The organism is Acidisarcina polymorpha (assembly GCF_003330725.1).
GTDB lineage: Bacteria > Acidobacteriota > Terriglobia > Terriglobales > Acidobacteriaceae > Acidisarcina > Acidisarcina polymorpha.
Window position 1 is genome coordinate 3,605,834 of record NZ_CP030840.1, and the last position, 23,832, is coordinate 3,629,665.

Annotated in this window: 19 protein-coding genes and 1 pseudogene; 13 read left to right on the forward strand and 7 right to left on the reverse strand. The window is 55.1% G+C overall.

Going from position 1 to position 23,832, the window contains the following annotated elements; genetic code table 11:
• Positions 1-1,273: 1,273 nt before the first annotated feature.
• Positions 1,274-2,305 (forward strand): LacI family DNA-binding transcriptional regulator, encoded by a 1,032-nt coding sequence (locus ACPOL_RS15445; protein ID WP_114207841.1) that lies wholly within the window; start codon positions 1,274-1,276, stop codon positions 2,303-2,305.
• Between the two features lie 31 nt (positions 2,306-2,336).
• Here ACPOL_RS15445 and ACPOL_RS15450 read toward each other — a convergent pair whose 3' ends face one another.
• Positions 2,337-3,338: an ROK family protein gene (locus tag ACPOL_RS15450; RefSeq protein ID WP_114207842.1), complete on the reverse strand. Its 1,002-nt coding sequence runs from the start codon at positions 3,336-3,338 to the stop codon at positions 2,337-2,339.
• Positions 3,339-3,638: 300 nt separating this feature from the next.
• Here ACPOL_RS15450 and ACPOL_RS15455 point away from each other — a divergent pair, with 300 nt between their 5' ends.
• The 7 genes from ACPOL_RS15455 (at position 3,639) to ACPOL_RS15485 (ending at position 14,495) form a co-directional block, all read left to right on the forward strand.
• Positions 3,639-7,268 carry a TonB-dependent receptor gene (locus ACPOL_RS15455; protein WP_161557384.1) on the forward strand — a complete coding sequence of 1,210 codons (3,630 nt, stop codon included), beginning with the start codon at positions 3,639-3,641 and terminating at the stop codon, positions 7,266-7,268.
• A 280-nt stretch (positions 7,269-7,548) separates the two neighbouring features.
• Positions 7,549-9,483, forward strand: coding sequence for an alpha-L-arabinofuranosidase C-terminal domain-containing protein (locus ACPOL_RS15460; RefSeq protein ID WP_161557385.1), 1,935 nt, complete (start codon positions 7,549-7,551; stop codon positions 9,481-9,483).
• Positions 9,484-9,717: 234 nt separating this feature from the next.
• Positions 9,718-10,167, forward strand: coding sequence for an SIS domain-containing protein (locus ACPOL_RS35875; protein WP_114207845.1), 450 nt, complete (start codon positions 9,718-9,720; stop codon positions 10,165-10,167).
• Between the two features lie 206 nt (positions 10,168-10,373).
• Positions 10,374-12,902 carry a glycoside hydrolase family 38 N-terminal domain-containing protein gene (locus ACPOL_RS15470; protein ID WP_114207846.1) on the forward strand — a complete coding sequence of 843 codons (2,529 nt, stop codon included), beginning with the start codon at positions 10,374-10,376 and terminating at the stop codon, positions 12,900-12,902.
• Between the two features lie 349 nt (positions 12,903-13,251).
• Positions 13,252-13,533 carry a hypothetical protein gene (locus ACPOL_RS15475; protein ID WP_114207847.1) on the forward strand — a complete coding sequence of 94 codons (282 nt, stop codon included), beginning with the start codon at positions 13,252-13,254 and terminating at the stop codon, positions 13,531-13,533.
• A 142-nt stretch (positions 13,534-13,675) separates the two neighbouring features.
• Complete coding sequence (locus ACPOL_RS15480; RefSeq protein ID WP_114207848.1) at positions 13,676-14,113, forward strand: hypothetical protein; 438 nt, start codon at positions 13,676-13,678, stop codon at positions 14,111-14,113.
• 79 nt (positions 14,114-14,192) lie between these two features.
• Positions 14,193-14,495 (forward strand): hypothetical protein, encoded by a 303-nt coding sequence (locus ACPOL_RS15485; protein ID WP_114207849.1) that lies wholly within the window; start codon positions 14,193-14,195, stop codon positions 14,493-14,495.
• A 477-nt stretch (positions 14,496-14,972) separates the two neighbouring features.
• On the opposite strand, the gene ACPOL_RS15490 is transcribed toward ACPOL_RS15485, so the two are convergent.
• Positions 14,973-15,995 carry a hypothetical protein gene (locus ACPOL_RS15490; RefSeq protein ID WP_114207850.1) on the reverse strand — a complete coding sequence of 341 codons (1,023 nt, stop codon included), beginning with the start codon at positions 15,993-15,995 and terminating at the stop codon, positions 14,973-14,975.
• A 288-nt stretch (positions 15,996-16,283) separates the two neighbouring features.
• Here ACPOL_RS15490 and ACPOL_RS15495 point away from each other — a divergent pair, with 288 nt between their 5' ends.
• On the forward strand, positions 16,284-16,700 hold the full coding sequence (locus tag ACPOL_RS15495; RefSeq protein WP_161557386.1) for a site-specific integrase: 417 nt from the start codon (positions 16,284-16,286) through the stop codon (positions 16,698-16,700).
• Here ACPOL_RS15495 and ACPOL_RS33180 read toward each other — a convergent pair.
• The 3 genes from ACPOL_RS33180 to ACPOL_RS15510 form a co-directional block, all read right to left on the reverse strand.
• Entirely contained in the window at positions 16,660-17,166 is a 507-nt protein-coding gene (locus ACPOL_RS33180; protein WP_150133021.1) for a hypothetical protein, read from the reverse strand. The genes ACPOL_RS15495 and ACPOL_RS33180 overlap by 41 nt on opposite strands.
• Entirely contained in the window at positions 17,163-18,023 is an 861-nt protein-coding gene (locus ACPOL_RS15505) for an SDR family NAD(P)-dependent oxidoreductase (protein WP_114207853.1), read from the reverse strand. Before ACPOL_RS15505 ends, ACPOL_RS33180 begins: the two co-directional genes overlap by 4 nt.
• Before the next feature lie 128 nt (positions 18,024-18,151).
• On the reverse strand, positions 18,152-18,685 hold the full coding sequence (locus ACPOL_RS15510; protein ID WP_150133022.1) for a chitobiase/beta-hexosaminidase C-terminal domain-containing protein: 534 nt from the start codon (positions 18,683-18,685) through the stop codon (positions 18,152-18,154).
• A gap of 65 nt (positions 18,686-18,750) precedes the next feature.
• Between ACPOL_RS15510 and ACPOL_RS15515 the strand changes: the two genes are divergently transcribed.
• The 3 genes from ACPOL_RS15515 to ACPOL_RS15525 all read left to right on the forward strand — a co-directional run bounded on the left by ACPOL_RS15515 (position 18,751) and on the right by ACPOL_RS15525 (position 20,546).
• Positions 18,751-19,452 carry an alpha/beta hydrolase gene (locus tag ACPOL_RS15515; protein WP_114207855.1) on the forward strand — a complete coding sequence of 234 codons (702 nt, stop codon included), beginning with the start codon at positions 18,751-18,753 and terminating at the stop codon, positions 19,450-19,452.
• Between the two features lie 2 nt (positions 19,453-19,454).
• Complete coding sequence (locus tag ACPOL_RS15520; protein ID WP_150133023.1) at positions 19,455-20,042, forward strand: hypothetical protein; 588 nt, start codon at positions 19,455-19,457, stop codon at positions 20,040-20,042.
• Between the two features lie 279 nt (positions 20,043-20,321).
• Positions 20,322-20,546: a DUF1059 domain-containing protein gene (locus tag ACPOL_RS15525; protein WP_114207857.1), complete on the forward strand. Its 225-nt coding sequence runs from the start codon at positions 20,322-20,324 to the stop codon at positions 20,544-20,546.
• 433 nt (positions 20,547-20,979) lie between these two features.
• Here the strand turns inward: ACPOL_RS15525 and ACPOL_RS15535 are convergent, their stop codons facing one another.
• Complete coding sequence (locus ACPOL_RS15535; RefSeq protein WP_479686129.1) at positions 20,980-21,516, reverse strand: outer membrane beta-barrel protein; 537 nt, start codon at positions 21,514-21,516, stop codon at positions 20,980-20,982.
• A pseudogene (locus tag ACPOL_RS34840) lies at positions 21,429-22,903 on the reverse strand (outer membrane beta-barrel protein). Before ACPOL_RS34840 ends, ACPOL_RS15535 begins: the two are co-directional and overlap by 88 nt.
• 241 nt (positions 22,904-23,144) lie before the next feature.
• Between ACPOL_RS34840 and ACPOL_RS15550 the strand changes: the two are divergent.
• Positions 23,145-23,324 carry a hypothetical protein gene (locus tag ACPOL_RS15550; protein ID WP_114207862.1) on the forward strand — a complete coding sequence of 60 codons (180 nt, stop codon included), beginning with the start codon at positions 23,145-23,147 and terminating at the stop codon, positions 23,322-23,324.
• The last annotated feature ends 508 nt before the right edge of the window (positions 23,325-23,832 follow it).

Here is a 23,832-nt window from a genome sequence, read left to right on the forward strand (position 1 = left end):
CGATGTCCGTAACGTTTCCGCGGCGCTAGCCATCAACATTCACGCCTACGGGACGCGAACCCCACCACCTTTTCTTTTGCTTGCGCTGGAGGATCTGGGCAGAGAGCTTGCTCCGGGGAGAACGCTAATCCTGTACCGGGTTGCGTTTATATGGCGGCCGAGCACCACCTACCGGAAAAGGCACTGGTAAAGAGCCTTCTGCCCCGAACCCGGCGGCCATAAAATACCGGGGAATTTACCGGGGACACTCCGCACAAACCACTAGTAATTGGCAGAAGTCTCAGAGTTTCAAGGGGCGGCGGTAAGTTGCTGATTCGCATATCTCTGTACCACACGGTATCGATAGGCTTCTCCCGGCTGTTAAACGATGTGTTGTAGGTTCGAGTCCCTCTGAGGAGCTCCTGTGCTCGTGGAGCGGTATGCATGCGGGCTTCTTTCCCCGCGCTGCCCCTGGTAATCCTGTTGTGCTGCCTCAAGAGATATGCGTTGACGAGTTAGCGTATGTCACGATATGAGACGGTGACGGCTGCGCTCGCAAGTCAGCCTCCAGGGGTTCTTGGGATAATACTTCCACTACTGTATTATCTCCTTCGTTGCTTTCGGTTCAACCTCGCTCCGTACCGCGATCGGCACGCGCAAATCCTGCGCCTTCACGTCCACGCTTGGACGGTCTGCCGGTCCCTCGGTCTGTATTCTCAGGAATTAAACTGTTACAAACGGTTCGCCGCAATCGCCACAATGGATCTTTACATTAGCCATGCGCGGACCGCCATCAATTCCGCGGAAGGACACTCACCTTGGCGGTGGCGCGGATGTGGTTGCAGTCCTGCATCATCTTGAGAATTCGGTACTCCTTTAGTGAGCGATCGACCAGATCACTGTCAAGAAGTCATTGCCGACGGTCCCCTTCTCCGCGGCCGCGAGATCAGGCTGTATCAAAGCAGCAGTGATCGCTCGCCCCGACTAAGCTCCACGTAAACCGAGATTTTTCATCTCAGCGTGTGCAGGGGACACTACCCCAGGAGCTCCTCCACAGTAACCCCAATGCTTTTCACACAATTGTCTGGTGAGGGCTTCCAATCGGGCGATTAGCTCCCCATTTAGTGAACGATGCTCGATATCGGGCACGGGAGGTCAGTTGCCCACCGGGCCGCTTCGCGCATCTGGGAGAGTCTGGCCGTTGAGTAACCCGGAGGCCTACCTGGCGTCGAGAACGAGATCACAGCAGCAATGGGCCCCTGGGCGGTCTGCTTCCATCGTTTAAGCTCAACACATGCCTACACTCGCTGACGTTGCTAAAGTTGCCGGAGTTGCAGTAATGTCAGTCTCGCGGGTGGTCAACGGAAGCCGACGTGTATCTCCAGAGGTGGAGCGAAAAGTCCGCGCCGCAATTGAGAAAATTGGTTACCAGCCGAACGAAGCCGCCCGGGTTCTCAAAGGAACTCGATCCAGTGTGTTGGGCTTGATAGTTCCCGATCTGGCGGATCCCTTTTTTGCAGGTTGTTGTAACGCAATCCAAGAGGCCGCATGGCTTGCGGGATACATGACGCTGATGGTTGCTTCCGCACATCGTGAAGAGTTGGAGCGGCGTGAAACGGAGATGATGGTACAACGCCACGTCGCCGGCCTTATCGTTGTCGCCGTCGGCGCACACAACGACCACTTCGCTGCCGCTCAAAATAAAGGCGTGCCCCTCGTTGCCCTCGATCGGCCAATAGAAAATGTTCAGTCAGATACTATTACGGTCGACAACTTCAAGGCAGCCGTCCGCGCAACCGAGCACCTGATCGGTCATCAACATCGCGAAATTGTCTGCGTCGCCGATGACGAAAGAATTTACACGAAGTTTGAAAGGGTTTCCGGGTACTCCCGTGCCATGAAAGAGGCTAATTTAGCTCCTCGAGTGTGCCTTGTGGGAGCAATGACTGGCTCAGTCGAGGAACAAGTATCGCTACATCTTGGTTCGAAGCATCCTCCCACCGCAATTTTTGCCGCCAGCAATGTCGTATGCACCGAGATTCTTCACTACTTGCGAGAACACTCGATGAGCATTCCTGAAGATTTAGCGCTCATCTGCTTCGACGACTTTAGCGCCGCAACTTTAGTCACTCCCCCGATCACCGTCATCCAACAACCCCTCGCCGAACTCGGCCAAACGGCGACACGCATGATGCTCGACCGACTGCAAAACGCCGGCGGCATGCCTTCAACGACTATTGAACTGAAGACGCGCCTCGTCCTCAGAAATTCTTGCGGATGTAGTGGAGCAAATTTAGAAGCGGAACCCCGTTTTTCAGTGTCCTAGGAGACAAGGCGGATTCATGAGGTGTGGGCAGTTACTCGACTAGCGAAGGCTTGTGCCGGTAGGTGAAGGCTCGGACGGCCACGCATAATGAGGCAACATCCCCGATCTGCTCCCCTAATCCAGCGGAGACAATGCGGCATTTCGCAGCCGAAGATCTGAGGGCTTCTCTCGACACGACGTCGCGCGCTGGTCCCAGCAGGACCTCGCCAAATCTCGTAGCTAAACCTCCAATCACGATGCATTCTGGATTAAGTAAATCAACCAGGATCGCCATGGCCTCGCCCAACCGTTCCCCAGTTGCCCGAACTATTGCCTGCGCGACCGAATCTCCGGCTCTTAAAGCCTCAGCAACGTCAAGGGCAGTCACATTTGCTGGCGATTGTCCGCTGGTGTCCAGCAACAAGCTCGACTCTCCTCGGATCACGGCGGCGTTCAGAAACATCTGCGCCACCTGGGCCATACCACCACCGCTGGCCCAGCCCTCAACTGTTCCGGCTTTGCCGAAGCCAACAGGTCCGTCTTCAGTCAAACGTACATGACCGATCTCGCCCGCGGCGTTCGAAGCTCCGCGATAGAGTTGCCCGTTCAGGATAAGTCCGGCGCCCAGCCCTGTCCCCATGGTCAGGAAAATCAAATTCTCAGATCCTCGCCCGGCGCCAAAGCGGGCCTCGGCTAAAGCGCCTGCATTTGCATCATTCTCTAAGAAACACGGAACTCTGAACTCTTCTTCCAGCAACGCGCAGATAGGCACGTTCTTCCAGGTGCTTAAGTTGGGCGGGCACTGGATGATGCCTCGCGCCGGATCCAGGGGTCCACCGCAACTCACCCCGATTGCAGCCACTTGAGCCATGGTTATGGACTGGGAGGCAAGTGCTTCCCGGAGGCTCGCGATGATCTTACCTACGGCCATGTTGGGACCCTGCTCCGGTCGGGTGGGAAACGAAAGCCGCGCAACCGTCCGAGGCGGCTCGAAAGACAGAACCACGGCGGTCTTCGTCCCACCGATGTCGACACCTGCGAAAACTCTCTGCATTTCACCTTTATCCGCTCACCAGCTCTGACGGGAAAATTGTCGACAATCGCTTGACAATCTTCAAGTGGCATGGATATCGTTACCCCACTCTAGGTTTTGCCTTGTTGCTTGTCAACAGCGGCTTTTTACCCGGTGAGACTTGATCCAGAGCATATTGCTATCCGTGATGCTCACTCGGATTATGGATAACGTTAGCCAGCCCTCCACCTTTGCGCGAAGATGAGGAGCGAGATCGTGAAAGCTGCACGGCGGTCGCACGAAATTGGTCAGTTTGTTCGTGAAGGTCTTAGGAGGCAAACCATGAAGAAGTTAAATAAGATGACACCGGCATTGATCGGTATCTGGTCGCTCGTGGCTTTAGCAATTACCCTCTATCCGGCTCATCCAGCACTGGCACAATCGGTACGGGGGTCTCTGTCGGGAAATGTTCTCGATCCGTCTGGAGCGGCAATCCCGGGAGCCAAGATCACTGTTGTAGACCCCAATACCGGAGTGACGCGAGAAACGTTATCGAGTGCGGAAGGCTCCTATCGCTTGCCCGAGCTGAATCTGGGATCCTACGATGTCACCGCCTCAGCGGCCGGATTCTCAATCCAGGTCCAACATGGCGTTCAGATTACAATCGACAACATCACTTCGCTCGACATGACGCTGCGGACTGGAAATGTTGAATCCGTCGTCAATGTCGACGCGTCCGCGCCAGGTTTAGAGACGCAATCGTCTGAGGTGGGTGGAACTATTCAGGCGCGCCAGATCGTCCAGCTTCCGCTCGCCTTAGGCGGCGTGGGTGCGCTACGTTCTCCGGAAGCCTTCATATTTCTACTACCGGGTACCACGGGACCAGGATCCGCAAATAGCTTCAACGGTATCTACACACTGAAGATCAGCGGTGGTCAGGCTTTTGGCAATGATGATCTGCTTGACGGAGCCAGTCAGACAAGAAGTGAAAATGGCTCGTCCTTTGACGAAGAGTCGCCATCTGTGGAGGCGCTGCAGGAGTTCAAAGTTATCACGGGCGTCCCTGCGGCGGAGTACGGGCGTACGAGTGGAGGAATTGAGAGCTTCGTCACGAAGGGCGGCAGTAACCAATATCACGGTTCCGTTTTTGACATCTTCCGCAACGAAGCTCTTGATGCAAACACGTGGTTCAACAACGGAAACCTGGCTGCAAACTGCGTAGGCGCGAACGACACTCCGCAGTGCACCAACCTATATGGAAGGCCCGATGATAAGCAGAACGATTACGGAGTGAGCCTGGGTGGTCCGGCAACCATCCCACACCTGTTTAACGCGAGTAACAAAGTTTTCTTCTTCTTCGCCTGGGAGCAACTGAAGCGAACGATCGGAGGAACGCAGGTGAGTACTGTGCCCACGGTTGCCGAACGGGGTGGGAATTTCACGGATCTCTACAATCCGGCAGCGCCTCCAGCCACTGGCAGCACCGCCATCAATCCATGTGACGGCTTGCCAGTCTATCCAGGCGAGGTATTTGATCCTGCGACACAACGGGTAGTGAACGGAACGCCATGCCGTTCTGCCTTTGCAGGCAACATGGTTCCGGCGCAACGTTTTAGCGCCGTGGCAAGTAACGTTCTCAATTACATTCCCCTGCCTACGACATCAGGCCTCTTCAATAACTACTTTTATCAAAGCTCGTTCCCGGTCAACAACACAACATACACCATACGAGTCGATATCAATCCTTCGCCCCGGCAAAAGTTCTTTGCGTCTTACTCGACTCGCGACAATCTTAGAACCTGTTGCGCGACTCCCCTTCTTCCATATCCCGAAGATTCGGGTACCTGGCAACAGAACTTCGACACTCACTTCGGTCGTGCGGGTTGGGACTTCATTTTTACTCCAAACCTTTTGAACCACTTCAATTTCGGGTACAACCGCTCAAATAGCGCTAATTTCGCATATCCGACTCTGAACAACATCAACTACACGCAGGTGCTTGGGATTTCAAATGCACCGTTGTCCAAGAATTTTCCTGGCATTGACTTCGACGGCCGTGACCAGTACCGCAACCTAGGCAACGGGTTGAACAACGACTGGATCGACAACGGATTTCGTTTCAATGACAGCGTCAGTCTAGCGAAAGGACGTAACAGCATTAGCTTTGGGGCAGATTTTCGCATACAGCAGTTCTCACCCCTGAGCTACCCGACGAATTCCCTGATCTACGCCCGTGCCCAGACTTCCTCGGACCCCGCTAATTCAGAGCTCGACGGTAATAGTCTGGCGAGTCTGCTGCTTGGTCAAGTCTCAAGCGGTAATTTTGGAGCGGGGGTGCTTTCAACTCAGCCGCGGTGGACGTCGCGCTACTTTGCATTGTTTGCGCAAGACGACTTGAAGGTGAGCGAGAAGCTGATCCTCAACCTTGGCATCCGCTGGGATGTGGATATTCCGCGTACTGCCGCCCACAGTGTTACGTCCAATTTCAGCCCTAATGCGATTGATCCTGAGTACGGCATTCCCGGAGCTCTCGTCTTCGGCACCCAGTACAAGGGCAATACGCGCTGGGCAGACACCTACTACAAAGATGTTGCGCCTCGGGTAGGATTTGCGTTTTCTCCCTATGGGAATGGAAAGACCGTGTTCCGCGGCGCCGGGGGTATCATTTACGGCCCGCTGCAGTATGCCGATGATGGAAATGGAATGATCGCCGGTTACAAGGTTCAGCCAGTGTTCACAAGCGGCGATGGTTTTTCGTCATCGTTCTTGAGTGACACCGGTTTTCCAGGCTACGTTCAACCGCCGAACCTGGATCCTGGTATCTTCAATGGTCAACCTCTCGGCGACACTTATATCGAGCGCTCATTCGGTAAACCGCCGGTGCTCTATGAGTGGAGCTTGCAGTTACAGCAGCAAGTGGCACAGGATTTGATTCTTGAGATTGGATATCTGGGCAACAAGGGGCAAAACCTGCGGTCGAGTGTGCAGAATCTTAACAACATCCCTCTGAACGCGTTGACCCTGGGTAATGAACTGAATGCCAGTGTGTTAGGCAACACTGAGGGTGTGCCTGCCCCGTTTTCAGGCTTCTACTCGTTATGGGGCGCAGGCGCGCCGATCCAACGTGCGCTCCGCCCATTCCCGCAATACTCGGCAATCGACTCAGGCTGCTGCCTTCAGAACGCAGGCATGTCAACCTACAATGCGCTGCTCGTGTCCTTAAGCCGCCGGTTTCGAAGCGGATTGTCTCTGCAGGCCTCTTACACCTGGGAGAAGAACCTGACCGATGCTGACAGCGCCATTCCCGGCAACGTGACTGGCTGGCAGGTACAAAACCCCTTGAATCTTCACCAGGCAAAGGCACTCAGCGCCGAAGATCTGCCACAGACCTTCGTGGTGGCGCCGCTCTATCAGCTACCCTTCGGGGGAGGCAAGACATACCTAAATCATGGCCCGGCGAGCTACGTAGCCGGGGGTTGGGAAGTTGGCGCAGTTCTGCGCTACGAGTCAGGTCAACCAATCTCATTCTGCTGCGCAACCTCGATACCAGGATGGGATAACAATATCTTCTACAGTCGAGATCCAACCCAACCCCTGGCGAGTGCTGCGTATCGCGCAGGCCGGTTGAACCCCTTTGTCGCGGGTGAGAATAGCTATTTCAATCCTGCTGCCTTTATTGATCCCAACAGCACTGCCGTCAGGGGGGCCGGACCCTACACCTTTGGCAATGTGCCTCGGGTTACAGGAGAAGTGAGAGCGCAGAACTTCTACAACGAAGACGTGAGCATATGGAAGACAACGCCGATCCGTGAAGGTGTCAGTGTTGTATTGAAGGCAGAGATGCTGAATGTGTTCAACCGCCATCAATTCGCAGTGCCCGATACAAATCCAACAGATTCTTCTTTCGGTGTCCCAACCTCAACCATTTCACTCCCGCGGAACGTGCAATTCACCGCACGTGTAAGTTTCTGATCGCGGAAGGGGACCTGCCCCATGCAATAGGGCGCCTCGCGTGGCCGGGTTTCCTCGTCATACGAAGACAGATGTCACTGCTTACCCGGGTGGTAACTACCTGGTAGCATCATTCGTCCCCTTCTTTGCACGAAAGAAAATCATTAACATGACGACACCTCACAAGTCGACACCGGAACGCCTCAGGTTTTATTGCTTGCTTTATGTGGCATTCTTGACGATCTCTGCCGCCCGTTCCCAAATGACAGAATCTGCTTCGGAGCCCCAGGAGAAGCCCATTGTGATTCGAGTTAGTCGGCTCAACAAGCCGCAAGACATACCATTTTCTCTTTTTGGGAGCTTTCTTGAGCCCATCGGTCATTCAACTTACGGCGGTCTTTGGGCCAACGTTGTTGAGAATCCCTCCTTCGAAGAAGGGCTCTGGTCTGCGGAGAATCTCGAGACGTTATGGAACTCCCGTGCCGAACTTCGCGCCGCGTCGTCATTCGGCCTGCCAGCACCGTGGGAGCCACTCTATCCAGCTCAGGGCAGCCGTTATGCTCCAATGCGCGGAGATGCGGCGAATTCAGCACAATCTCTGCTCCTGATGTCTTTGCCAGACAAAGAAGTGGGCGTACTTCAACGGGTCTATCTTCCTGTTCATCGCGAACTCGGTTATAGTGGCAGCCTTTGGCTCAAACATATCAAAGGGAACCAGTCGGTGAAGCTCTCCCTGCGGCGCCATGCACATCCCGGGGAAGTGCTGGCCGCCAGCATCGTGCAGGCCCCGTCGTACGCTTGGAGCAAGTACGCATTTCATCTTGAGTTGAATCGCGGCCAATTGGCGCCACTGGAGCCGTCTGACCTGGTGATCTCCCTCGAAGGAGACGCCCGCGTGCTGGTGGATAACGTGGTGCTAAACCCTGATGACGCTGTGGATGGCATGGACCCGGAGGTGCTGACCTTGGCTCGGGAGCTTCATTCCCCAGTAGTTCGATTCGGAGGTAACTTCACCTCCGCCTATAACTGGCGTGACGGTGTCGGGCCGCCGGACACCAGAGTGAGTAAGTTGAACCTGGCCTGGGGTATACCTGAGTACAACACCTTTGGCACAGACGAGTTCTTACGGTTCTGCGAATTTATTCAGGCGAAGCCGCAAATCGCGTTGAATCTGGGAACCGGATCACCGCGCGAATCGGCCTCCTGGGTCGACTACGTCAATACGCGTTGGGCGGACCACCGCGGTGGCCTTACCTGGGAACTGGGGAACGAACTTTGGGGGGCCTACCAGGTGGGATACCCTGCTGCGACTTTAGCTGCAGCTGCCACCTTGGCGAACAGTGAAGCCGTTCGAAAGGTTGACCCGACGGCCCGGTTGATAGCAACCGGAGGGGACGGAGGTCTCTTCCAGGATTGGAACGCGCGGCAGCTCACTAACCCGGTCGACAGCTTTGATTATCTTTCCAGCCACTTCATCGTGAACGAAGACGTGCTTCTTCCCCAGGCATCAAACGACTTTCGCACGATGGCGATGATCGCCGTTCCCTGGGGCTTGTCAGAGCGGATCCATGAGATGAAACAACAGGCTATTGACGCTCATCGACCCAAGATGCAGTTTGCCTTTACGGAGTGGCTGATGATCGCCAACCGTTCGCATAGCGTACCGAACTACGACAACATGGGAGGCGCGCTGTTTGCTGCCGGATTCCTGAACACAATGATGCGCAACTCAGACGCCGTTTCAATTGCGAACATGACGGGCATCCTTGAGTTTGGCGGGATATGGAAGAAGCGAGAACAGGTGTATGCCTCGCCTGCCTATTGGGTACTGCGGGCCTACGCAAGAGCGAAACCCACGACCTTGCTTAAGGTCGAGTCCACTTCACCAACTTTTAACATATCGAAAGGTGTTACCCAACTGCCGGAGATCATCGCTGCACCCTATCTCGATGTGGTTGCGGCATTATCCGAGAACGGAAGCTCTCTGTTGTTGCTGTGCGTGAATCGCCACGTTACGCGTCCGGAATCCGCGACCATCGATTTTAGTTCCATCGGTGCGGAGAGTGGTCCTACACAAGTGACGACCATCGCCGGCGACGGAGTGCTTGCCGAGAACGACGAATACAGTCCCAACCGTGTGACGGCCGTGACACGATCCGAAAGATTAGAAGCCAGAGGTTCCTATACCTTTCCCAGCGCGAGCGTAACCGTCATTGAAATTGAACTCAAGAAATAGCACTGTGCCCGATGGCCACGCGGAGCACCCTTCAGCACACAAGTCCAATAAATGTAAGCGGCGACCGAAGGAGCGAAGTAAGTCTATGCCAACCACTTTCCAGTCAACGTTTCAAAGAATGTTGTCCAGCACAGCGTCGGTGCTATTCGTTGTCACCATCCTATCTAGCGTGCAACTCGGTAGGTGGTAGTCATGGCCCAGGTGACATCTAGTTCAGAACAACTCGACCTTCTCATGCAAAGGAACATCGATCTTGAGGTTTGCGAGCCAGACGTCAAGCGTGCATTTAATACGATTCGGGAAGCTTTTCGGGCTAAGCATAAGCTCCTCATCTGCGGTAATGGGGGAAGCGCAGCAGACGCCGAACATTGGGCCGGAGAACTGTTGAAGGGTTTTCGCCACAAGCGCCCGCTGTCACCGGAAGATCGCGCAAAACTGCCAGAAAAGCTGACAGCGAGCCTTCAAGGCGCGTTGCCGACAATCACTCTCACGGGGTTTCCTTCTTTAACCACAGCTTTCGGGCATGATGTCGATCCGGAACTGACGTTCGCTCAGTTGGTTTGGGGCTTGGCCAGTCAGGGACGTGCTGATCGGCATTACCACGTGCGGCGATGCAGCCAACGTCTGTGCAGCACTTCAGGCGGCGCGCTCTCGGGGCCTCCGAACGCTAGGTCTGGCGGGTGAAATTGGTGGAACGATGAAAACTCTTTGAGATGTCATCATCCTTGACCCCTCACGCGAGACCTAGGTGATCCAGGAGTACCATCTGGCTATCTACCACTCTTTATCAATGATGCTGGAGGAGGAGTTCTTTAGCCATCAGTAGCGGGGTTCTGGTGCAATCAGATGATGACCGGCCCGGCGCATGGAGCTCAACCGCAGGAGAAAATATGGACAAGGGTTCGAAGAGCAAGGATCCTCATGAGGCTAGATCGAGTTGTTCCCGACGGGACTTCGTCAGAACTTCGGCCACTGCAGTGTTAGGCACAAGCCTTTTGTCGCGTGGGGCACTCGCATCTTCCCTGGTGACAGCGGCGGGCGGTGAGCGTCCCGTCTTACATATAATCGGACACTCTCATATCGATGCCGCCTGGCTGTGGCCGTGGACCGACAGCTCCGACGTTGTACTGACGACATTTCGTAGTGCGCTGGATCGAATGCAGGAAACGCCGGGATTCAAATACAGCCACTCGTCAATGATTCATTATCAATGGGTGGAGAAGGCAGACCCTAAGATGTTTGCCGAGATATTAGCTCGCATTCAAGAAGGTAGGTGGGAGGTCGTAGGTGGTTGGCCAGTCGAACCTGACTGTAACATCCCTTCAACGGAAAGCTTCGCCCGGCATTGTCTCTATGGAAAGACTTACGCCTCGAGAAAACTCCAGACGGATGTTAACGTCGGGTTCAATCCGGACTCCTTCGGTCACGCCGCCGGCCTGCCCACAATCTTGAAGAACGCGGGCTACAAGTACTATGTATTTCTACGTCCGCAAGAGCATGAAGGAGTGTTGCCTCGCCTTTTTTGGTGGGAGGGGTCGGATGGATCCAGGATCATGACGTATCGAATTTACGGCTCCTACGATTGGCTCGCAAAGAACCTGACTGATGCAGCCTCGCACTCATTCCCATCAGGTTGCCACCACGGGGCGTTCTTTCTCGGCGTCGGCGATCATGGCGGTGCGGTGACCAAAGCACAATTGCAGGAAATTGTCGCCCGGCAGACTGACTCCACTCTGCCCGAGCTTCGCTGGAGCACCCTGCGCGAGTTTTTTACCTCGGTCGAGCAATCCATATCAGTCGCTGATCTTCCAGTCATGCGCGGCGAGCTTCAGCACCACGCAAGAGGTTGCTACTCGGCCTGCGGGGAAGAAAAGTTTCAGAATCGCCGTGCCGAACATGAGCTCTTTAATGCCGAGTCGGTGGCGCTGATTTCAACCCTCAGCCAAGGCCGATCTTACCCCGGAACCGAGTTAGCGGGCGCATGGGAACGAGTGCTCTTCAATCAGTTCCATGATGTTCTCGCGGGCACGTCTCTCTATTCCGATTATCAGAATGCTCGCGACGGCATAGGGTACGCCTGCCAGATCGCGATGGAGACGAGCCGTCCTGCTTTAGAGGCGCTGGCAAAGCAGGTAGACCTCCACGATGTACCCGAGGGCGCTGTCTTTGCCTATAATCCTTTGCCCTGGCGGCGGAAGGCATTGTTGGAGTTTCACTATCAGACCAACACGACCACGGAGCACTTCAGCTATCTGAAGGCGCGAGATGGTAGCCAGACACCCCTTCAGATGCGCCCGTCCGACAGCATGACAGACTTCTATCCCCGGCTTTCATCGTGGGTCGATCTTCCCGCGTGCGGATATAAAGTCTTTACACTCGAGCGCGGCGCGCAGTCTGTGGCTGCTGCCTATTCGCAATATACGACTGTCTCCGACAACAGCTTTGGGATTAAATCCTTACGTGCTCCGGATGGTACTGAACTGCTTGCAGCCAACCTTGGGCTGGTCGTTATAGGGGATAAGAGCGACACCTGGGCGCATGGTGTGGCGGCATTTCGCCAGGAGTTGGGACGGCCGACCTTCATCTCTTCCAGGATTGTCGAAGACGGTTCGGTCACTCGAGTGACTCGCCAGAAGCTGAAATGGCAGAGCTCGGATATTATGGTCGACATCGCCGAGTTCTCGGCAAACGATGCAATAGAACTTCGATTTGTTATCAATTGGCAGGAGCACGAACAGATTCTGAAGTTGGAAGTGCCAACGGCATTCCATTCACCTAGAGTGTTCGCCAAGGTTCCCGGAGCGGCCCTTGAGCGCACCGCAAACGGTAACGAAGAGCCTTACCAGGATTGGGTCGCGTTGCAAGGGTCACGCAATGAGCAAGACTACGTTCTGGCACTGGCAAATAGTGCTACCTACAGCTACGATTGCCTGGATGGTCTGCTCCGAACCGTTCTCATCCGCTCTGCTCCATACGCCCGGCATTATCCCAACAAAGTGGCTGAGGACGGCATTGCTGCCTGGCAAGATCAGGGTCGCCAGGAGCGAACCTTCTGGCTGTTGCGGGCAAAGGGAATCTACACTGATCTCTTCCTCGATCGCGAAGCCCGAAGTCTGCAGACGCCGGCCGGATATGTGCTTGACTCGCGACACCGCGGCGACCAACCGTGGGAGCGATCGTACCTTGAGGTGAGCCCGAGCCAGGTTGAGGTCCTTGCCATCAAGCAAGCAGAGGGCGGAGGGCCTCCTCTGCTGCGGTTCCAAGAGCGTTCCGGCCAACACACCCTGGTGCGGATCATCAGCCCGCTCTTCAATTTGAGCCAGGGACTGTCCTTGCTGCCGTGGGAATTAAAAACCATTTCACTCTTGCCCAGTCAAGTAAAGACGACAAGTATCATGGAGTCTAATGGAACGGGTTAAGTGGTAACTAGCGCATGTGAATCCACTTTCTCAGTGCGCTTGTACGGGCGCTCCAGCTGTTCGTATACCACCAAAGTGCTATTCACTGACGTGTATAGAATCAACGACAATGCACTGATAAGAAGGGGGTCGCATGAAACACGTAGCAGCTCTTGTTCTGTGGAACGGGGTGTACGGTGCCCGCCGAAACCGCGTTCCGTTCTGCCTTGCGGTAGCAGTATTCACCGCAATCATTGTCAGCATTTGCCACTAGCATGCTTCTCAAGCCGGCGCTCGAGCCTCGTCGATCGCGGACCACGCCTTCGGGACACCTGGCCACAGACCAGAAAATTGAGGATAAGTATCCGCCATGAACCGACGCCAGTTCGCCGCCTGTCTACCCGTCGCCGGACTGTTGGCCGGCTGTGATTCCGATCAAAGACCATCGGCGGCGGCCACGCTTCTGAACAATGGTCGGGTGCAAGATGCAATGAAGGGCGTGGAGTCCTCCCTCGGCGATCTAGAGGTTAACGTGGACAGCTTTGACAATGAGGACTGGCGGGACGTGGTGCCTGAGATTAAGAGCTCAGTGGATGAGGTAAGAGAGGCGTTTGAGCGCCTCAGGCAGGCTCTTGGTGTTTCGAATGCATGAGTCCCTCCTCGGATTTCGCTTGACATAGGGATTTACCAAGCGCAATTTCTTCTCACTGATTCGTTGGGTCGGCGGACCGGAAGCGAAGCCGAACCAGACTTAAGCAGATCAAACGGGCTGAACCCCTGGGAGTGTTTCCCTTATGTCACCCAATGAGCTCCAAGAGCTTATCCCTGTAGCAAAGACCCTCAACGAAGAATCGGATGGCATTAACGCCACAATCACAGATCTGAACCGAAAACTGTCAGCTCTGAACATCGGAATCGAAGTATGGATCGATCCCGAAGAGGCAGGCTCTTTCCAGTTCGGCTACGCGCGAATCGACAGCGGGAAGGATCAGGCATGGGAACTGGCCCTGCGGCACCGTGATTCCCGTAAAGCGAAGGCCAATTTCGAAGCCGTGATCGCCGAGGGTGACGAACTGATGCCTGGTCCGGCGGAGTCTCTCCTTCGTGCTGCTCGAAATGTGCGGATTGAAGCGCTCGAGGTGGTGCCCTTGATCTTGAGAAACCTCAAGCAGGTAGCTGAGCGGAACATCGAGACAATCAAGAGAGCGAAGCAACTCGCTTCTGAACTCTAGTCTGGACTTGAAATACAGCGCCACGCGGCTGTTAGAGCAGTCGTGTGGCGCTAACCGAAGTCGCCCACGGGAGGGCAACATGGCTACCTGTCACACTATCAGTCCGCTCGATTCGCCTCAAGACACATTTTCCCCTGTCCTCACCCCTGATAAGACCAGAGATCCAAAACACGTTCTGGCCGCCGCGATGTTTAAGGCATCCCTCGAGCTTGCACGGTCCCAAGTGACCCTCGACAAAGAGGGCTGGCGCTGCGCGTCCTGCGGGGCGACGTGCGCCAAGCTGCACAGACTGACCCATGCCCCTGACTGCGCAGTCGAACGCGTCACAGAGGCGTGGGACGCGATTAAGCGATTGATCTCCGAACAGTCTTTCACTGCCTAGAAGTTCTCTCTCGTTCCATCCTCCCGGCGAGCTTCTATGGTCTCGATTCAACCTTTCCGCGCACCTACCGCGTGTAAGCAACCTTTACCAATGCATTTGCATCCCTTTGTTTGAGAAAAGGGTCGCACCTCACGCGACTCGGCCACGCAGAATCTAGGGACGCGCCCGCGTCCCTCTTTTTTGTGCTCAAGTAGTTGTCCGCCGTCGACCCTAGCAGGAAAGTTCGCACCGATGTTCATAGTATTTAACCCTCGCCTCTTCGGCGCGCACCCGTCACCCATTCGAGCCATTGCGTCTCCACCCTTGTTTGTTGGAGATGCTTGTCTCAGCGAGACGGTTTTGCCAACGAACTCAAAAAAAATGGGGGACTCTTACGATCAGAGATTGCACCAAATCCGGGCTTAGGATTTCTCCATTTCTTCGCCTGCCATGGGGTGCAAAGTCTAAAGACGCACGCAAAGCGGTGACTATCGATCGTCACCGCACGAGGAAATCAGAACCGATACTCCCTCCGATGCATGATCCTGATCCAAAAGATGCGTGGGAGGCGAATTGTCCGAGCGGGCGTTTTTGTTTGTTCACATAAATGTATCTAGACAGGCTAATAGCGTGATCATTGAAGTAACTAATATTGATCGCCTCGTTCCCATACTCATCTATGACTATCAACGTGCTTGGATTTGGCCTACTCACAGATAACCTTCTACCTACGACAAAGCCGTTTTCGTCAAATCGAGCGATGATCTTGTCATCAGCGTCGCGAATATCCAGTATTGGAGTGATGACGCCCGGCGACACCTGCTTCAGCTGAAATTGCGGGCGACCATTGACCTCAAGAACAGTGTAAGGAAAATGGTCAGCGAATCCAGTGTAGTCGGGATACAAAATTAGGGTCGAACCCGGAGGAGCTTTTCCCTCGCAGCCATTGTGCGGTGTTACCATCTTCCCCGCTGTTATTCTTCCTGAGTATGATTCAGCTAACTGTTCTTCATGTTCAAAGAGTTTCTTGTTTTGTGTCACTAGGGCACGGAAGCGACGGCGTTCTTGGTGGTTTGTCTGGGATAAGTCATCAATCGTCGCCTTGAATTGCTTCTGGCTAAGTTCGTACGCCCGTGTCAGCTCACCTGCAGTGGCTTCAAACTCAGACTTTTGAGTAGAGGCTATATGGCTAAATTCCGAATTCAGTTCGGCCCTCTGCTTGTTATTTTCGAAGTTGCTCTTACCAATGGAGTGGATCTCGGCCGTAGCTAGAACCATGAGGATGAGCATCCAGGAGACTTTCTCCACTATGTGCATGTCTGTACGAATACTCATGATGCCAGCCGCAGTCGCGAGCAAGCCAACTGAGACACCTGGGGATCGCACCGTATATGCAGCCCATACCGCAATCCCGGTAAACACCAGAACCAAGGCATGTCCCACTCGATCGCTTTTCCATACTGTTTCCGCCCAATCTTCTCGTCTCCCCATGACCGCAATGCTCTCACCTGGGGCTGCCAACGTCGAGGGCGCTTCATCACATCCTCCACGAAGGCATCTGCTGAGTTTCCGAGTACACGCATGCCTGCGCGCCGAATTGGTGGCCGCAGTTGCCGCATCGGAAGCCAGCGCGAAGCGTCTGGATGAAGGGGCGCAACGACTCTTCGATGCAATAGACTCGGCATCTCGGAGGCGGCGGTAACTTCTGAGACGCGCGTTTGAACTAAGCCGCTGGCGCGGCGGATGCTGCATTGGTGGCGGCGCTGGCGGCGGCTGGATTTAGGGTTCGGGTCACAAGGAGGATTTCCTGTGACCCATCTTCGCCAGTTGATACTCGACGAACTCGAGCGTCGTAACTACTCTCCGAACACCGCACGGTCTTACCTGCATGCAGTGGAGAAGTTTGCAAGGCACTTGGGTCGTTCTCCCGAGCAGCTTGGCGCCGATCACGTCCGCGAGTACCAGGTCCATCTGTTCCGCGACCGCAAGCTTTCGGCACGCACCATCGCAGGTCAGACGGCGGCGCTGCGCTTCCTGTTCGTCAAGACATTGCGCCGTCCTTACCTGCCCGACGCGCTCCCGTCTCCTGGCTCTGTGGGTCCAGCAAATTTGATCGACCCTAACGCTGTGCTGTTTATGGGTACCCGGCGCGATTCCGAAACCGAACGCAAGCAACGGAAGCAATTCATTCATCACGTCGATCAAGCAGCCGACGAATGTGCGTGAAGACCTGGTGCGCATCGATCAAAATATCAACATTAAGCCGGATCCAGCGGCCATCGGGCAGCCGCTGAGCGACGAAATCCATGCTCCACTTGTGGGTGGGGCGCGCGGCCTGTCCTATTGGGAGCCGCTGTCGCTGGGCTCGCTCCTTGCGCTTCTGAGTCCGCACGATCAGGCCCTCTTCGGCTGCCGGCGAGTCGCGCAATCGCACCCGGGGCGCATCCTGGGGATCGCGATGATGCTCGTAACGCAAAGTCGCCCGGTTCACCGGGATCAGCCCCGCCGCGCGGCGCTGGCTCAGTTGGTGGGCCTCTTCGGCCCACTCCGCCAGCTCGCGCCGCAAGTAGTTTGAGGGCAGAGGTGTGAACATCTCAAGTTGGATCCGCTGAGAAGGAATGTTGATGGTCCACCCGACATGTTCGGCTCCTTGCGTGCCATTGATCCCCGCAGCCACACTAATAGAATTCAAAACTTCAAATCGGGTAATCCTTTCACATTCTCGGCGTCGGTTGAGACGCTAATGTTGTGCCATGCCCTGGCGTCGGATTCTCGCTTTTCCTCGGCAAAGCGGGCATACTGCACTGCGTCGCTGCCAAGCAAAAGGTGTGCAGGGAGCTGCTCCTTGGAGGCTAGTTGCAGAATGACCTGAGCAACTTTTGCTGGAGCGCTCATCTCATGCCCCCAGTGCTCCTGCAACATCTTAAGAAATGTGCCTACTGAGGCCTCATAGTCGGGAAAAAGCTCAGGTGCGCCAGCGGTTGCCCGCTTCCCCCAGTTCGTCCGAATACCACCTGGCTCCACTGCGCAGACTGTAACGCCGAAGGGGGCCAACTCTGGGGCAAGGGCTTCGGTGAAGCCCCCTACAGCCCATTTTGCGGCGTGATACCCCGCGTTCCCAGGGACCCCCAACCGGCCACCCACGGAAGAGATTTGAAGGATGCATCCGCTCTTCTGCGTCCGCATAATCGGGATCGCCGCTCGTGTCATATAGACAACACCGAAGAAATTCGTTTCGATCAAAGCGCGAAAGCTCTCTGAACTTAGCTGCTCAAAGGGGGCAACATCTCCGTACCCTGCATTATTGACGACAACATCCAGCCGTCCAAAGCTATGAACAGTCTTTTCGACCGCTGCCTTTGCCGCCGCCTCATCTGCCACGTCGAGGGCGGCTATTTGCACCTGCTCGCCATACTGCTTCACCAGATTGTTCAACCGGTGTGGATCGCGGGCGGTCGCCATAAGCCGATCACCCGAAGCAAGAACTGCCTCCGCGATATCGCGCCCCAAACCACTCGCGCAACCTGTTACCAACCATACTTTGGACATCACAACCTCCGTTCTACTGTTTAGATGCAGATCCACTACTTCATTCTACCGACTGGTCGTTTTATTGCATCCTGCCATCCTTGAAGACCACCGTACAGGTTGGGGTCGCTCCGGAAGATGCGGTCACGTTAGGTGTGAAACTCCACCGACTCGTTCAACGCGGATGGGTTGAACTCAGAAGTAATTTCTGTTGCGGTGGGGACGGCGGACGTCACGATGCTATCGATCGCGGTGGCTACTGCGCTGGTTGTTTCACCGCTCTTCACGGCGATTGCCTTGATGGTCGATGTGGTCGACAGAGTGATCGGCCCGGTGTACGTTGCCGAGCTTGCTGTTGGGAGCGCCCCATTGGTCGTGTAGTGGATGATCGCCCCAGGTGTGGCGGTTTTCAAGACTACTTTCACCGGGAGGTTGTAGCTGCCTCCAGGCTGAGGGAAGGTAGGCGTCGCGACAACTCTAGAGACACTCACTGTTGTGACACCGCTATCCGACGGCTCATTGAGCGCGCTTCCTCGATAGCTTGCAACGACGCTGTGGCTGGCTACGCTCAGACCAGTTGCGTAGTACACCGCATAGCCGCCAAATCCTAGCGGAACGCTCTTCACGGTCACTCCATCGACCATGAAGTCCACCGTTCCGGTCGGAATACTGCGGTCCTCCAAGATAAGTCGAGTAGTCGAAGGCCGTTCCCTCTGGATTTATCTTGGTGACAAAGGCATAGGATGGTCTGGCCGTATACGCCTTGGATCTGCGAGGTCGCGGGAATTCGGACGGCGAACGCTTCTATGTCGAAGCCTTTGAAGACTACGTGCGTGACGTCGAAGCGGTTACGGCAGATGTAAAGTTGCGCGAACCGGGTCTCCCCATGTTCTTGCTCGGTCATAGCGCTGGCGGCGTTGTTGCATGCCTCTATACTCTCGATCACGAGGCCGAGTTGACGGGGCTAATCTGTGAGAGTTTCGCCCACGAGTTACCCGCTCCTGATTTTGCTCTCGCGGTTTTCAAGGGACTGAGCCATGTCGCGCCACACGCGCATATCCTGCACCTTCCGAATGAGAGATTCTCTCGTGATCCGAAGGTCGTCGAGGCAATGGACAATGATCCATTGATTGCACATGAGACTCAGCCAACCCAAACCATGGCCGCTATGGTCAGGGCTGACGAGCGACTCAAGAAAGAGTTTCCTCTGATCACGCTGCCGGCTCTGATCCTGCATGGCACCCTTGATAAGAATACGAAGCCAAGTGGCAGCCAGCATTTTTACGACATGGCCGGTTCCACCGACAAAACCTTAAAGCTTTACGAAGGCGGCTTTCACGATCTACTCAACGACATCGATAAGGATTCGGTCATCGTGGATATCAAGAGCTGGATCGATCGGCACATTCCTGTCGCGGCCGGACCCCGAGCTTCGACAGTCCGAGTCTGAAAATGAGAACCAGAAGAGACTTCATAGCCATTACGATGGGAGCTGCTGCTGCATCATTGAGCAGCAGTTCCGGTCAAAGTGCGGTTCTCTCGAAGGAGACAGCGTCCGATCTTCTCACCCCAAGAACGAAAGGCCCACAAATGGTGAACCAAGCGGAAGACCCAAGAATTACAAGAGCGCGGCTTTCCGGCCCTAAACAAGTGACCCGGAATGCGACGGTCGCCGAGCTGGGAGCCGACGGGACACTAAACGTTTTGGCTAAAGGAACTAACGAATGGGTTTGTGTGCCTGGCAACGAGAATAAGATCGGCGAACCGCCAATGTGCATGAACCCGATGGGAATGCGATGGATGATGGATGCCATGCAGGGCAAACCGAAGCCGACGAATGAATCTCCAGGCATGATTTACATGCTTTGCGGAGCAACACAGAGGAGCAATACCGATCCGACCGATAAGACGAGTCCCGCTATACCAATCGGGCCTCATTGGATGATTACGTGGCCCTTTGATGCAGCGGAGAGCGGGCTTCCAACTACGGTCCGCGATAAGGGAGCATGGGTAATGTTTGCGGGAACTCCTTTTGCCTAACTACATATTTGCGGCACCCCTTGGCCAAGACAAATTGCCTTTTCATTGCCGGCGAGCGGCGCAACCAATGGGCTTCCGCAAAACAACTGCACCCTGGTCGCCGGCGTTAAGCCATTGCGCACGCGAGCGCTGTAGACCAGCTTCTTTCCCTCGTAATAGCCGATGACCATGCGGCCTTGGTGATCTGGAGGGAACGGAGAGCTATGGTCACTCAGAGGTTCAAAGCAACAGCGTTACCGGATTGGGCGTCGAAGTAAACGCTAGGCGAAAGGTCGAACCATGAAAACGACGAACTGCAAGGATCTAGGCGGCGTTTGCGATCACGAGCTGACGGCGAGCTCTTGGGACGAAATAGTGAAGCTGATGTACAAGCACGTGATGGAGAATCATCCCGAATTGGCGAACGAGATGGAAGCTCAGCACGAAAAAGACCCGCATGCCTGGGGCAATGAGATGAAGCCGAATTGGGATAAGGCCAAGGAGGTTTCGGTCACCGTCAACTAGGGTCCGACGAGAGCTATGCCACCCGACTATGAGAACCTTTGGCAATACAAGGCGCCGTTCAGCTACCCGGATTGTGGCGAGCATACATTCCAGACGGATGCCAAGCTCAACTCGAAATTCTCGTTCATTGAAGCGGAATGCACCAATTGTGGCCACCCACTGACGAGGGAGGAGATCGTAGCGCAAATGCCGGGTATTTCCCCGACTGCTATGCAGGCTGCGCTTGCGCAAAAGGGGGCGTGAGCAGGCGACCTCGGCGGGTCCGACAAAGGACGGGGCAAATCATTATTCGTCATGGAAGACGACTGCGTCGCACTGCAGGCTCTCCATACGAACTTGCGGACTTCTCCCGATAGGGTCTCGCAACAACACAGATATCAAAGGTCTGACGTCAGTTGACCTAGACAAAGAACATTGGTTGATTGGCTACGAATCAATACGACAGGGTTTCTGAGCGATAGTGAATCGATCGTGCGTCGGCTTCCTTTATGATCTGTTTGGCAAAAGGGTCCCTTTTTTTAAAGGCCAAACGCCCGCAGTTCGCGACCGTAGTCCATCCCGGGAGGTTAGCCTGCAAGGCGTGGTAGATGGAGTACTCATAAGACTGCGCCAGCTCTACCGCACCCAAACCGGGATAGAGCCGCCGGGAGTTCTCGTTCCCCACGGTCGCGCCCGGGCCGAAGATTGCAGGGTTAAACTGCCTCGACCCCATAATGTGTTCACCCCGGTTACCAACATACGCGAGCGAAAACGCGGTGTTATGAGGTAGCTGCTGCTCAAAGGTCAAATTCCAAGACTGTGTGTAACTCACCTTTGATTTTGGATTGAGCACTCCTCCTGAAACCGGAAGCAGAAACTTGTAGTTTGCGAATTGGTCGGGACCTACATGCGCACGGGGAAATGGATCGCCGCCGGATATCCCGCATAGATGTCTTCCCAGGCAGGCGCTGGAGCGGGATAGCTTAGATATAAGTTCACTGGCTGCATCGCGTCGGTCCTTTGATAAAGAAGCCCCTCGGGAAAGCCATAGAAAATCCCGTAACCGGCGCGGAGCACCTGGACGCCACGTCCGCCAATGTTCCACGCGAAGCCGGCGCGAGGCGCGAAATCCTTCCAGTTCCGTTGGAACACCGAGGACTGGAGCCCCGCGTCGCCCTTGAAAATAAGCCCTTGCGGAGCACCCGGCGCGATGGCAGATTGCTGGCCCGGGACGAATCCCACTAATGTCTCATTCAGATCAGTCGGTGGAAGCCACGGGTCCCAACGCAGGCCGCCATTCACAGTGAGTTGGCGGTTAAGCTTCCAATCATCCTGCGCATACAGAGATGGCCGGTTTCCGCGGAGATAGGCTTTACGGTTGTTGTCTTGGTAGAACTGTGACTCGAGACCAAGGTAAAGTCTGCCAGCGCTGAGCCGCTTGTTTTGGTTCCAGTGGGCAGCACGGCACCGGTCGGCGCTGCTGTGCGTTCGCCATTGAAGGTGTTGTCGCCCGGCGTATAAGAGTAATCGTCCATGTCGATCCGGTCACGCTCAAACTCACCGCCGAAGCTGATGGTATGTGCGCTGAGCACCTTCACAACTGACGCCTGGTAATCGAACAAGGTTGAATCCTGCGTCAGGGCGCCACCAGAGAAGATGTCTACGAAACCGGATATGTTCGCGCGGATACCCGGAAAGATGGACTCGCCCGGAGTGCCAAGAGGTACGTTTTGTCCAAGGTCCTGCAGAGACTGCAGCCCGGGAGCCTCGGGGATCTGAGTGCGGGCGAAACGTCCGGCGCTCACCGAAAATGTCGCGGTGAGCGTCGGACCGAAAACCTGCGTATCGGTGATGATCGCCGATTGGTTGCGGAAGAGATTCTCCGCGTAAAAGCCGAGCGGTGCGTTGAAAGCACGCTGGAAGTTGTCTTGATTGTAGGAATACCTGCCGTTGAGATGGTTGTTCGATGTCACTACCTGGTCGATCTTGACCAGGTACTGCGTACTGTCTACGTTGGAGTTGGAAGTCGAGTTGAAGATGCCTGTCGACGGATCCGAGGCCAGCGGCACGAGATAGGTATTCGCCAGTTTGCCCGATAAAGTATTGATCGGAGTTGAAACGATGTTGTTCGGGTAAGGCTGACCCGTAGCAGGGTTGAAGATGGCGATCCCTTCGGCAAGCAACGCAGAGAAGTTCCCGCTGAGTTCCTGCGCGGTTGGAACGGTAATCGAGATCGGGTTGGGCGAGGAGCGTTGCTGCAGCAATCTGGCGGACATTTCCTTCAGCGCTTCGATTTCAGCAATGATTGCGTCCCTTTCGTTGTCCGCGACTTGATAGCTTCCACTGAAATGCCGCGTGTCTCGCGCAGCATTGTTCATTTCTCAAGAATGCCAAAGACCGCAACACCGGTCGGAGTGCCTCCGTAGACTCTGCCGTTGGCGATGGTGGGCGCGGCGAAATCGGCTGCTGCCCCAAACAGATCACGGCTGCCAGCCTGCCCGCTGTCGTAATACTTATCGGATAGGTCTTCAGCATTAAACGCGTATAGAACAAACGGACTGGTATGCCAGATTGCCCATGCAATTCCGTTCGCATTACCTAGATGAAACCCCCGTTCGGATGATACTTACCAAGATTTATCCGGTTGAACAGGTAGATGTTGTGGTCTTTGTCAAACCTCATGACAAGGAGCAGCTCCAGTTTGCCTACAGCCGCGCGGAGGTCCTTACTTATTTTGCCGCGCACATGATGCACGCAGGTGGGGAAGCCCGTGAGCGCGTCTTGAATACCGCCGTTTAGCATTTCACCCAAGTTTCAGCAAGGAGAAAGAACCAATGGCAACACTTGCAGTTACACCAGTCACCGAAGAAAACCGCTATCAGGTGGCGTCCTTCGGCAGTTAAATAGGGGGAGCAGGCGATTTCCAGGAATTTCATTTTCACACCCTAAGATACCCGGAAGTAGACGAGGATCGATTCCGGAGTTTCTGCGGGGCGCTATCAACTGTAGACCCGTTCGATTTGCGAGATGGGGCGTAAAGGCTGGCCAGGTGTCGACTGGAGTGACCTGGAAAAGGTGGTGTGAACAACCTTACCACTGGATTTTGAATCTCTCGAGTAGCGCGAGTCCACACCCTTCGAGGCTCGCTCACACACAGCAGGATCCTGGGGATGCGCCCTGCGTCCCCCTTTTTTCGTGTTTCCTAAGTGATGGTCGTTGACCGCTTAGCAGCCATGCTCGCGCCGATACTCATGGAAGTGGAACCGTGCCTCTTCGGCGCGTTCCCGGGCATTCGTGCAGATATCCG

Coding starts and splice junctions, on each gene's coding strand:
- ACPOL_RS15445 (WP_114207841.1), top strand. CDS start 1,274: ATGCCTACACTCGCTGACGTTGCTAAAGTTGCCGGAGTTGCAGTAATG.
- ACPOL_RS15450 (WP_114207842.1), bottom strand. CDS start 3,338: ATGCAGAGAGTTTTCGCAGGTGTCGACATCGGTGGGACGAAGACCGCC.
- ACPOL_RS15455 (WP_161557384.1), top strand. CDS start 3,639: ATGAAGAAGTTAAATAAGATGACACCGGCATTGATCGGTATCTGGTCG.
- ACPOL_RS35875 (WP_114207845.1), top strand. CDS start 9,718: ATGCAAAGGAACATCGATCTTGAGGTTTGCGAGCCAGACGTCAAGCGT.
- ACPOL_RS15470 (WP_114207846.1), top strand. CDS start 10,374: ATGGACAAGGGTTCGAAGAGCAAGGATCCTCATGAGGCTAGATCGAGT.
- ACPOL_RS15475 (WP_114207847.1), top strand. CDS start 13,252: ATGAACCGACGCCAGTTCGCCGCCTGTCTACCCGTCGCCGGACTGTTG.
- ACPOL_RS15480 (WP_114207848.1), top strand. CDS start 13,676: ATGTCACCCAATGAGCTCCAAGAGCTTATCCCTGTAGCAAAGACCCTC.
- ACPOL_RS15485 (WP_114207849.1), top strand. CDS start 14,193: ATGGCTACCTGTCACACTATCAGTCCGCTCGATTCGCCTCAAGACACA.
- ACPOL_RS15505 (WP_114207853.1), bottom strand. CDS start 18,023: ATGTCCAAAGTATGGTTGGTAACAGGTTGCGCGAGTGGTTTGGGGCGC.
- ACPOL_RS15520 (WP_150133023.1), top strand. CDS start 19,455: ATGAGAACCAGAAGAGACTTCATAGCCATTACGATGGGAGCTGCTGCT.
- ACPOL_RS15525 (WP_114207857.1), top strand. CDS start 20,322: ATGAAAACGACGAACTGCAAGGATCTAGGCGGCGTTTGCGATCACGAG.
- ACPOL_RS15550 (WP_114207862.1), top strand. CDS start 23,145: ATGATACTTACCAAGATTTATCCGGTTGAACAGGTAGATGTTGTGGTC.